The 9,227-nt window shown below is 64.4% G+C and carries 14 protein-coding genes and 1 tRNA gene; 2 read left to right on the plus strand and 13 right to left on the minus strand.

The features are described from left to right. From U1E69_RS01320 to U1E69_RS01345, 6 genes are all read right to left on the minus strand, one after another. A partial coding sequence (locus U1E69_RS01320) for a 50S ribosomal protein L1 (protein WP_322242231.1) occupies positions 1–479 on the minus strand: 479 nt, incomplete at its 3' end. Positions 480–483: 4 nt separating this feature from the next. Beyond that, positions 484–936 (minus strand): 50S ribosomal protein L11, encoded by a 453-nt coding sequence (gene rplK, locus U1E69_RS01325; protein ID WP_305568542.1) that lies wholly within the window; start codon positions 934–936, stop codon positions 484–486. 104 nt (positions 937–1,040) lie between these two features. Beyond that, positions 1,041–1,574: a transcription termination/antitermination protein NusG gene (nusG, locus tag U1E69_RS01330; RefSeq protein WP_305568541.1), complete on the minus strand. Its 534-nt coding sequence runs from the start codon at positions 1,572–1,574 to the stop codon at positions 1,041–1,043. Positions 1,575–1,742: 168 nt separating this feature from the next. Further along, complete coding sequence (gene secE / locus U1E69_RS01335) at positions 1,743–1,934, minus strand: preprotein translocase subunit SecE (protein WP_305568540.1); 192 nt, start codon at positions 1,932–1,934, stop codon at positions 1,743–1,745. Positions 1,935–2,298: 364 nt separating this feature from the next. Next, positions 2,299–2,374, minus strand: a tRNA-Trp gene (locus U1E69_RS01340). 73 nt (positions 2,375–2,447) lie between these two features. Then, positions 2,448–3,098 (minus strand): CatB-related O-acetyltransferase, encoded by a 651-nt coding sequence (locus U1E69_RS01345; protein ID WP_322242242.1) that lies wholly within the window; start codon positions 3,096–3,098, stop codon positions 2,448–2,450. A 170-nt stretch (positions 3,099–3,268) separates the two neighbouring features. Here U1E69_RS01345 and U1E69_RS01350 point away from each other — a divergent pair, with 170 nt between their 5' ends. Both U1E69_RS01350 and U1E69_RS01355 read left to right on the plus strand, forming a co-directional pair. Continuing rightward, the gene (locus U1E69_RS01350) at positions 3,269–3,433 is read left to right on the plus strand and encodes a DUF2256 domain-containing protein (protein ID WP_322242233.1); all 165 of its coding nucleotides are present in this window, start codon (positions 3,269–3,271) and stop codon (positions 3,431–3,433) included. A 91-nt stretch (positions 3,434–3,524) separates the two neighbouring features. Beyond that, positions 3,525–4,370, plus strand: coding sequence for a hypothetical protein (locus U1E69_RS01355; RefSeq protein ID WP_322242234.1), 846 nt, complete (start codon positions 3,525–3,527; stop codon positions 4,368–4,370). A 12-nt stretch (positions 4,371–4,382) separates the two neighbouring features. Here U1E69_RS01355 and U1E69_RS01360 read toward each other — a convergent pair whose 3' ends face one another. From U1E69_RS01360 to U1E69_RS01390, 7 genes are all read right to left on the minus strand, one after another. Further along, complete coding sequence (locus tag U1E69_RS01360; protein ID WP_322242235.1) at positions 4,383–4,769, minus strand: DUF6766 family protein; 387 nt, start codon at positions 4,767–4,769, stop codon at positions 4,383–4,385. Between the two features lie 89 nt (positions 4,770–4,858). Then, the gene (locus U1E69_RS01365) at positions 4,859–6,427 is read right to left on the minus strand and encodes a GMC family oxidoreductase (RefSeq protein ID WP_322242244.1); all 1,569 of its coding nucleotides are present in this window, start codon (positions 6,425–6,427) and stop codon (positions 4,859–4,861) included. A 9-nt stretch (positions 6,428–6,436) separates the two neighbouring features. Next, positions 6,437–6,973: a Twin-arginine translocation pathway signal gene (locus U1E69_RS01370; protein ID WP_322242236.1), complete on the minus strand. Its 537-nt coding sequence runs from the start codon at positions 6,971–6,973 to the stop codon at positions 6,437–6,439. 45 nt (positions 6,974–7,018) lie between these two features. Then, complete coding sequence (locus U1E69_RS01375; protein ID WP_322242237.1) at positions 7,019–7,414, minus strand: VOC family protein; 396 nt, start codon at positions 7,412–7,414, stop codon at positions 7,019–7,021. Between the two features lie 86 nt (positions 7,415–7,500). Further along, positions 7,501–7,800 carry a ribbon-helix-helix domain-containing protein gene (locus U1E69_RS01380; protein WP_322242239.1) on the minus strand — a complete coding sequence of 100 codons (300 nt, stop codon included), beginning with the start codon at positions 7,798–7,800 and terminating at the stop codon, positions 7,501–7,503. 99 nt (positions 7,801–7,899) lie between these two features. Continuing rightward, positions 7,900–8,418 (minus strand): alkylphosphonate utilization protein, encoded by a 519-nt coding sequence (locus U1E69_RS01385; RefSeq protein WP_322242240.1) that lies wholly within the window; start codon positions 8,416–8,418, stop codon positions 7,900–7,902. A gap of 71 nt (positions 8,419–8,489) precedes the next feature. Next, the coding region (locus U1E69_RS01390; RefSeq protein WP_322242241.1) for an EF-Tu/IF-2/RF-3 family GTPase at positions 8,490–9,227 on the minus strand (738 nt) is incomplete at its 5' end.

Consider the following 9,227-nt stretch of genomic DNA (forward strand, 5'->3'; position numbering starts at 1 on the left):
TCGCCGCCCTTGGCTGCTTCGACGGCGGTTTTCACGTCCATCGTCACGGTGCCGACCTTGGGGTTCGGCATCAGGTTGCGCGGGCCGAGGATCTTGCCCAGACGGCCGACCAGCGGCATCATGTCCGCCGTCGCGATGCAACGGTCGAACTCGATCTTGCCGGACTGGATGGTTTCCATCAGGTCTTCGGCGCCGACGATGTCAGCCCCGGCGGCCTTGGCTTCGTCAGCCTTGGCGCCACGGGCGAACACGGCGACGCGCACGGTCTTGCCGCTGCCGTTCGGCAACTGCACCACACCACGGACCATCTGGTCGGCGTGGCGCGGGTCGACGCCGAGGTTCATCGCGATTTCCAGCGTCTCGTCGAACTTGGCCGAAGCCGCGCCCTTGATCAGCTTCACGGCGTCTTCGACGGTGATGTTGGTCTTGCCGGCGAAGGCTTCAACCGCTTTGGCGGTGCGTTTCGCAAGCTTTGCCATGATCTCAGCCCTTCACTTCGATGCCGCACGACCGTGCCGAGCCAAGGATGATGTTCATCGCGGCTTCGACCGAATTCGCGTTGAGGTCTTTCATCTTGGTTTCGGCGATCTTGCGCAGTTGGGCGGCAGTGATCGAACCGGCAACAGCGTGGCCCGGCTTGACCGAACCCTTGGTGCGGTTGCGCTTGCCGACCGACGGCAGACCGGCGGCTTGCTTGATCAGGAACGCGGCAGGAGCGGTCTTGAACTCCAGGCTGAACGACTTGTCCTGGTAGTAGGTGATGATCACGGGCGTGGGCGTGCCGGGTGTGATGTCGGCGGTCTTCGCGTTGAATTCCTTCACGAAGGCCATGATGTTCAGGCCGCGCTGACCCAGAGCGGGACCAACCGGCGGGGACGGGTTCGCCTGGCCCGCTTTGACTTGCAGCTTGAGGCTGCCGATAATCTTCTTGGCCATCTGGCCTTCTCCTTTTTCACTGCATCCGGCCCGGAATTGGGGGATGCGGTTTAGTGGTCCGGTCCGTCACCAGCGGATGCTGGCGCTCGCCTCCCACGCGTTCCTCAGTTCCCTTTCGAGACCTGAGTGAATTCCAGTTCGACGGGCGTCGCCCGGCCGAAGATCGACACGGTGACCTTCAGGCGGTTGTGCGCCTCGTCCACATCCTCGACCATGCCCGAGAAGCCCTCGAACGGGCCGTCGGTGACCTGCACGGTTTCACCGATGTCGAAACGGATCAGGTTGCGCGGGGCTTCCAGACCTTCTTCGACGCGGTTCAGGATCGCGTTCACCTCGGCATCGCGCATCGGCATCGGTTTGCCTTGCGGGCCAAGAAAGCCCGTCACGCGGTTGATCGAGGAGATCAGGTGATAGCCCTTGTTCGACATTTCCATGTGAACCAGCACGTAGCCCGGCATGAAGCGACGCTCGGACGTCACTTTCTTGCCGCGCCGCATCTCGATCACTTCTTCGGTCGGGACCAGCACCTCGTCGATCTCGTCCTCGAGACCGGCATCGGCGACGGCGGTCTTGATCTGTTCGGCGATCTTCTTCTCGAAGTTCGAGAGAACGCTCACCGAATACCAGCGCTTCGCCATCGTCTTTGTCTTCCTATCTTTCGGGGCCACTTTTCCGGGCCCGCATTTGCTGATCCCGGAACAAAAAACAGCGCGCACCTCGAATCGATGCGCGCCGGTGTCCCTTTGGTTGAGGGGGACTTATCGTCAGCCCGCCGTCATTTCAAGAGGCTTCCGGCCGAAAACCGGTCACGACCCGACGATTGCGGTCAGCCCGGTGCGGATCGCGAGGTCGATCAGGCTGAAGAAGGTGGCGCAGAGGGCGGCCATGATGAACACCATGATCGTGGTCAGCACCACCTCGCGGCGGGCGGGCCAGACGACCTTGGCAACCTCGGAGCGGACCTGTTGGATAAACTGGAGCGGGTTCGTGGTGGCCATGACAGGGGTTCCGGCAATAAGGGTCAAGGGCGGAGATACGGCGGATGCGGCGAGAATTCAAGAGACAGGGGGCGTGGCGGTGGGAAAAGCCGGTGTCCCACGGTGGGACACCTTGCCACCAGACATGAAATCAATGACTTGGCCAACCGAGGTGACGAAGCGTTAACCTTTTGACGCCCCCTGCCCGCCTTGGATGCTACCCGCCTTGGGAGCTGGCAGACGCGGGGCCGGGACGGGTTGGTCCGGGCGAAAGGAGGCTTCGCCCGCCAACCCGCCGGGGGTGAGGCTGGCGGGCGCTGCCTTGGAGCAAGGTGCAAAGCGGGTCAGGGCCGCAGGCGGCCTTGGAGGTGTCATGTTCGGGAAGTGGCAGGGGCAGAAGGTTTCGAACCCTCGACCTACGGTTTTGGAGACCGTCGCTCTACCAGCTGAGCTATACCCCTACGCGGAGGCCGAGTTACGGCAGGCCGCGCACGAGGTCAAGGGATTCTCGCAAGCGCTGCCCCTCGACCCTTGTCAGCGGTCTGACGCCAGCCCCTCAAGCGCGGCAAGGTCGGGCGCCAGAAGTGCCGGCACCGCAGCCCGGATGCGGTCAAGCGGCCAATCCCACCACGCCAGGGCAAGCAGACGGTCGATGATCTCGGGCGGAAAGCGCGGGCGGATCAGCCGTGCGGGGTTGCCGGCAACGATGCTGTAGGCTGCCACATCCCGCGTCACGACCGCGCCCGCACCGATGATCGCGCCGCTGCCGATACGGACACCCGGCAGGATCAGCGAGCCGTGGCCGATCCACACGTCATGTCCGATGTGCGTATCCGGCAGGTCGGTGAAGCTGGCCTTGTAGGTTTCGATAGTGGCGGGATCGAAGACCGGGAACGGAAAGGTGGTCAGGCCGGCCATTGCGTGGTTGGCCGAGGCGGTGATGAAGCGGACGCCATGCGCGATCTGGCAGAAGCGCCCGATGACCAGCCTTTCGGGCGCGCCGGGATAGAGGTAAGGCGCCAGATGCGCCGCCCAGTCGTCTGGCGGGTCGAAGTCGTTGGCATAGCTAAAGTCGCCGATGCGGATGTTGGAGTGGTCGATCACCTGATTCAGGTGGACCATGTTCGGCAACGCTGTGCCGTCGGCAAGCACCAAAGGGTGCCGGAGTGCGGGATCAAGCGGCATGTCAGGACCTTTCATGAACGGTTCGCGGAACGGTTCAGACAGTCAGGTCCATCGCAGCCTCCTGTTGCAGCCAGGGATATGTAGCAGATCCTGACGACCGGCAAAAGACCGGGGCTTGTCGTTTGTGGGATGCGGTGCACCTTGCAGGCGGGCAAGGTCTGGAGGACGGGATGCCGAAGATGCGGAAGAAATCCGAACTGCCGCAGAAGCTCTGCGCGTGCTGCGGGCTTCCCTTCAGCTGGCGCAAGAAGTGGGAGCGGGACTGGGACGCGGTGCGCTATTGCTCGGACCGCTGCCGAAAGGCGGGAGACGACAAGGCGAAGGCTCCTCGCTGACTGCGTCCCGTGCGACGAGAAGACGAAGTCGCACGAGGAGCGGTCTGGTCAGCACGCGCCGGGGTCCGTATTCTGCCCGCCGGAGGGCCCTGTGCAAGACGTCTCGAAGATCCTGGCAGAATTCGCCGCACGGCCCTGGATGTCCGTGCCCGAGGTTGATCTTGGCCCTGCAGCGCGGGTTCCGACCATGCTGACCCCGGAAGAGCGGCTATTCTATCACTGGCTTGGCCGCCGGGTGCAGGGCGAAGGGGCCACGGTGGACCTGGGCGCCTATGCCGGGGGTTCGGCGGCGCGGCTTCTTTCAGGACTGGCACTGTCGGGGCGGCGCTTTCACGTCCACAGCTACGACCGTTTCCGCTCCTCGCGCGCGTTCTGGGCCAGGTTCATGCCGGATGAGCCCCTGCCCGAGGCGGATGATGCAGACCTTCTGCCCGTCGTCCGCAGGCACCTCGCGCCCTGGCTGGGCCAAGTGACGCTGCATGTGGGCGATATCGGCGAAAAGCAGTGGACGGGTGGGCCGATCGAGATCCTGTCGGTCGACGCCGCCAAGGGGGCCGTGCTGGCCGACCATATCGCCGAGCAGTTCTTCCCGGCGCTGGTGCCGGGGCGGTCGATCCTGGTGCAGCAGGATTACCTGATGTCGGTGCAACCCTGGCTTTCAGCCCAGATGGTGCGCCTGCGCGACTGCTTCCTGCCCCTGGCCCATGTGCCGAAGGTCGGCCTTGCCTTCCTGACCGTCGCCCCGGTGACCGAAGCCGCGCTGACGGCGGCAAAGGTGGGGGACCTGACCGACGGCAAACTGATGGGCCGGGTGCGCGAGGCGGCGGCCTGGCACGAAGGCATGGTCCCCCGAGGGCCGTTCAAGGCGATGCTTGAGCAGATCAAGGCCCACCCCGGCATCCGGCTTGGCTGGCAGATGCGGCAAGCGCGAGGTTGACCAGGCGAGGCGCTAAAGCTTCGGACCGGTCTCGCGGCCCGGAAAGCGGCGGTCGAATTCGGCGATGTAGTCACTCGCATCGACCGGACGCAGCGTGCGCAGGATCAGGTCCAGCTTTTCTTCCAAGCGATCATCCGCTTCCTTGGACTGCGGCGAGCCGACGAACAGGAAGAAGGCCAGGCCGCCGACTTGCCAGAGGATCTGCAGGAACTCGGACTGCCAGTTCTCCATCGTGTCGCGGCCCATCTCGACCAGGTATTCCGACACCAGGATCGGCGCGCCGTGCTGGGTCTGCGCGTCGACATAGGCGAACCAGCCAAAGGTCCAGTGGCCGATGAAGGCCCCAAGGAACAGGATCAGCGTGATCCAGGCGTAACTGTAGCGTGTCCAAAGCGACATGGCGGTCTCCCTCATGGCCGAAAGGCAACCGGTCGCGCTGCGGAATGTTCCGACGGGCCGAAGGGTTGCCCCCCCCGGCCCGCACGGGGTCAGATGTTGCCTGCGCTCATCTCGCGGGCAATGTGGTCGGCCTGGCGGATCGCCAGCGCGACGATGGTCAGCGTCGGGTTCTCTGAGGCACCCGTGGTGAACTGCGAGCCGTCCGAGACGAAGAGGTTCGCGATGTCGTGGGTCTGGCCCCACTTGTTCACCACGCCGTCCTTGGCTTCCGCCGACATCCGGTTGGTCCCCAGGTTGTGGGTGGACGGATAGGGCGGCGTCGGGAAGGCGCGGGTCGCCCCCACGGCCTCGTACATGGCGATACCCTGCTTGTAGGCGTGGTTGCGCATCGCGATGTCGTTCGGGTGGTCGTCGAAGTGAACGTTGGCGACAGGCAGCCCGAACTGGTCCTTCGTTTCGGACAGAGTGACGCCGTTTGTCAGCTGAGGCATGTCCTCGCCCACGATCCACATGCCCGCCATGTTCTCGTAATGGTCAAGCGCCGTGGTGAAGCCCCGGCCCCAGCCGCCGGGATTCAGGAAGGCGGCCATGAACGGCAGGCCAAGGCTCAGCGTCTCCAGCTCGTACCCGCCAACGAACCCGCGCGACGGGTCATGGCGCGATTCGTCCTGGACGATCCCCGCCATCGTGGTCCCGCGCCACATGCGCACCGGCTTGTCGAAGATCGCGTAGACCGACCCCGTCGTGTGCCGCATGTAGTTCTTGCCGACCATGCCCGAGGAGTTGGCCAGCCCGTCCGGGAACATCAAGGACGCCGAGTTCAGCAGAAGCCGCGGCGATTCGAACGAGTTCCCGGCGACACACACAATCCGCGCCTTCTGCAGCTGCAACGCGCCGTCCTTGTCGAAGTATTCGACCCCGGTGACCTTGCCGCTGTCGTCATGCAGGATGCGCGCGACATGGGCACGGTCGCGCACTTCAAGGTTCCCCGTCGCCTCGCCCGCCGGGATATCGGTATAGGCGGCGGACCACTTCGCGCCCCACTTGCAGCCCTGGAAGCAGAAGCCGGTTTGCTGACACGCCATCCGGCCATCGTAATCGGCCGAGTTGATCGCCATCCGGCCGGTGTGGACTTCCTTGTAGCCCAGTGCCTTGGCACCCTTCTCGAACACCAGGTAGTTGTTGTTCCCCGGCAGGCCCGCGCGGTCGCCGGTGCGGGTCACACCCAGCTTGGTCTCGGCCTTCTCGTACCACGGTGCCATCTCGGCCCCGTCAATCGGCCAGTCCAGAAGGTTCGCCCCTTCCACTGCGCCATAGGTCGTCAGCGCCTTCCATTCATGATCCTGGAAGCGGATCGAGGCACCGGCCCAGTGGGTCGTGGTGCCGCCGACGGCCTTGACGATCCAGGCGGGCAGCCCGCCGAAGTCCTTCGCCACGCGCCAGGAGCCGCTGGTGGTGCGGGCATCCAGCCAGGCCAGCTGGCCGAAGCTTTCCCACTCGTCGTTGATGTAGTCCTCGGGCAGATAGCGCCCGCCAGCTTCCAGAGCCACGACCTTGACGCCCTTCTGCGCCAACTCGTTGGCCAGAACCCCGCCGCCCGCGCCCGTGCCGATGATGACGACAACCTGATCGTCGTTCTTGTCAAACGTTGCCATGATCGTCCCCCCTCACAGCCAGTCGATGTCGTTGAAGCCGCGCTCGATGTAGCCACCCTGGGAGAAGCTTTCCCCCTGGTAGCCGAAGATCGGCCAGACCTCTTTCTGGTTATAAAGCCCGGTCACCAGGCCCGAGCGGACCGTCTGGAAGAACGGCGTCATCTCGATGCCCTGCAACAGCTTGACCCGGTCTTCCTCCCATCCCGCGGCGACATAGCTGTCGAACCCGGCGGCCTTGGCGGCGGCGTCAAGGGCTGCGACACCCTCGGCCACCAGCGCCTTCTGCTCTTCGCTGTCATAGCCCTTCACGGCCACGGCGTAGAACTGGTCCGGCACCTGGTCATGCGGGTAGATGTCGCGCGCCATCTGCAGCAGCGTCGCCATCTGTTCCGGCGTGATCACCGTCACCTCGACCGCCCAGGCGGCATTCGGCGCGGCGATGAAGCCGGTGCCGACCACCGCCAACGCCCCGGCAGACAGGCTGCGCGACAGAAGCTGACGCCGGGTGAGGCCGCGAAGATCGGGGCCCCGAAGATCGTGTTTCGTCATGGTTTCCTCCCTTGATTTCAGTGCGAAGCGCGCGCGTCTCCCTCCTCAGAGATAGCGCCCGCCGCGTTGCAGGACCTCGATCTGGTAGCCGTCGGGGTCTGCGATGAAGAAGAAGCGGGCGATGACGCTGCCCGCCGGGGCGAAATCGACAAGCTTGCGCGGGGCCAGGCCCGCCGCCGTCATTCGGGCATGTTCGGCATCGACATCGTCGACGCTGAGCGCAAGGTGGCCGTAGCCGTCGCCCAGGTTGTAAGCCTCGGCCCGGCCCTTGTTGACCGTCAGTTCCAGCTCAAACGTCTGTTCGGGATTGGACAGATAGATCAGCGTGAAACTGTCGAAATCCAGCCGGTCCGCGACTTTCAGCCCGAAGGCGGTATCGTAGAACGCCAGGGACCGCGCCTCGTCCAGCACGCGGATCATCGAGTGTATCAGCTTGGCCATTGTCCCCCCGGAAGTCCTGTTGATCTGGTAAGATTAACGGACCAATTTTCGGGGCAGGTAGTAGGTGAATACTACAGGCGGATTTTCTATTCGGCGGCGATGGCAGGGCCGGATTGCGCCATCTGATCCAGCTCGCCAAGGTGAATCATGCAGGCGCAGCGCAGCAGCGACGTGAAGTTCGTCGCTTCGCCATGCTGTTCCAGCACTTCGGAATGCAGCTTGGACAGGAAGGCGGGCGTGGTCGACCCGTCCTTCGCCGCCATCTGGTCGACGATGCCCCAGAAGGCCCGCTCCAGCCGAATGCTGGTGGACTGGCCGTTCAGACGCAAGCGACGGGTGACGTATTCATACCGTGCCGGGTCCTGCCCGGCGAACATCTGACACATGGCTGGCCTCCCCCTGCTGGCCTTGTGGATCAGCGAAGGTTGGGCCGGTTCGGACGAATCGTCAACGCGACATTGGTCGGACTAAGGTGGGTGGCCGGGTCACGTCTTCTTGACGTACTGGCACAGGATCACGATCTGCTGGTCGTTGACCCGGCCTTCGATCTGGTCCGGGTTGTCCAGCACCAGCCGGATACCCCGCACCGACGTGCCGCGCTTTGCGACCATCGAGCTTCCCTTGACCGGCAGGTCCTTGATCAGGACCACCGTATCGCCGGGCGCCAGAAGGACGCCGTTGCTGTCGCGATGTTCGACACTTGGAACGTCATCGGCGCCCCCGGCTTCGGCCCGCTTCTGCACGTCGGGGTCAAGATAGACGGTGTCGAGAAGGTCGACTGCCCAGCTCTCGGTCGGCAAGGCCCGCAACAGCCGCCAGGCGGCGATCTGGGTGGCCGGGTCCTCGGCCCAGACCGCATCGCCAAGGCAACGCCAGCGCGGGCCGGGCGTCATCACGCCGGAAAGGGCGGCCGCACAGACCGGGCAAAGCAAAGCGACGTCGTCGCCGGGGGAAAGGGTCAGGGGGGCGGCGTCGGGGGCGGCACACAGAACGCAGGCGGTCATGGCTTGATCCTTGAAATGAAAAAGGCGCGCGGGGTGCCGCGCGCCTTTTCGTTGGTTTCGGTCTTCGCGCTTTACGCGATGATCTTCGAGACGACGCCTGCGCCGACGGTGCGGCCGCCTTCACGGATGGCGAAGCGCAGCTTCTCTTCCATCGCGATCGGGGCGATCAGTTCCACGACGAACTTCAGGTTGTCGCCCGGCATGACCATTTCAGTGCCTTCCGGCAGCTGAACGGTCCCGGTGACGTCCGTCGTGCGGAAGTAGAACTGCGGGCGGTAGTTCGCGAAGAACGGGGTGTGACGGCCGCCTTCTTCCTTGGTCAGGATATAGGCCTCGGCTTCGAACTTGGTGTGCGGGTTCACCGACTTCGGCTTGCAGAGAACCTGGCCACGCTCCACGCCCTCACGGTCGATGCCGCGCAGAAGGATGCCGACGTTGTCGCCAGCCTCGCCGCGGTCGAGGAGCTTGCGGAACATTTCCACGCCCGTGCAGGTCGACTTCTTGGTGTCGCGGATGCCGACGATTTCAACTTCGTCGCCGACGTTGATCACGCCACGCTCGATACGGCCGGTCACCACGGTGCCGCGGCCCGAGATCGAGAACACGTCTTCGATCGGCATCAGGAACGGCTGGTCAACAGCACGCGCCGGGGTCGGGATGTATTCGTCCACGGCCTTCATCAGCGCGCGGATGGAATCTTCGCCGATGTCCTTGCGCTCACCGATCATCGCCTGGTGGGCGCTGCCCTTGACGATCGGAATGTCGTCGCCGGGGTATTCGTAGGACGAAAGCAGCTCGCGCACTTCCAT

The organism is Tabrizicola sp. (genome assembly GCF_034366665.1).
In the GTDB taxonomy this organism is placed as follows: Bacteria; Pseudomonadota; Alphaproteobacteria; order Rhodobacterales; family Rhodobacteraceae; genus Tabrizicola.

Bases quoted from the DNA above. Each gene is read 5' to 3' on its own strand.
- nusG (WP_305568541.1), bottom strand. From the start codon at position 1,574: ATGGCGAAGCGCTGGTATTCGGTGAGCGTTCTCTCGAACTTCGAGAAG.
- U1E69_RS01385 (WP_322242240.1), bottom strand. From the start codon at position 8,418: ATGACCGCCTGCGTTCTGTGTGCCGCCCCCGACGCCGCCCCCCTGACC.
- rplK (WP_305568542.1), bottom strand. From the start codon at position 936: ATGGCCAAGAAGATTATCGGCAGCCTCAAGCTGCAAGTCAAAGCGGGC.
- U1E69_RS01345 (WP_322242242.1), bottom strand. From the start codon at position 3,098: ATGCCGCTTGATCCCGCACTCCGGCACCCTTTGGTGCTTGCCGACGGC.
- U1E69_RS01360 (WP_322242235.1), bottom strand. From the start codon at position 4,769: ATGTCGCTTTGGACACGCTACAGTTACGCCTGGATCACGCTGATCCTG.
- secE (WP_305568540.1), bottom strand. From the start codon at position 1,934: ATGGCCACCACGAACCCGCTCCAGTTTATCCAACAGGTCCGCTCCGAG.
- U1E69_RS01375 (WP_322242237.1), bottom strand. From the start codon at position 7,414: ATGGCCAAGCTGATACACTCGATGATCCGCGTGCTGGACGAGGCGCGG.
- U1E69_RS01370 (WP_322242236.1), bottom strand. From the start codon at position 6,973: ATGACGAAACACGATCTTCGGGGCCCCGATCTTCGCGGCCTCACCCGG.
- U1E69_RS01380 (WP_322242239.1), bottom strand. From the start codon at position 7,800: ATGTGTCAGATGTTCGCCGGGCAGGACCCGGCACGGTATGAATACGTC.
- U1E69_RS01350 (WP_322242233.1), top strand. From the start codon at position 3,269: ATGCCGAAGATGCGGAAGAAATCCGAACTGCCGCAGAAGCTCTGCGCG.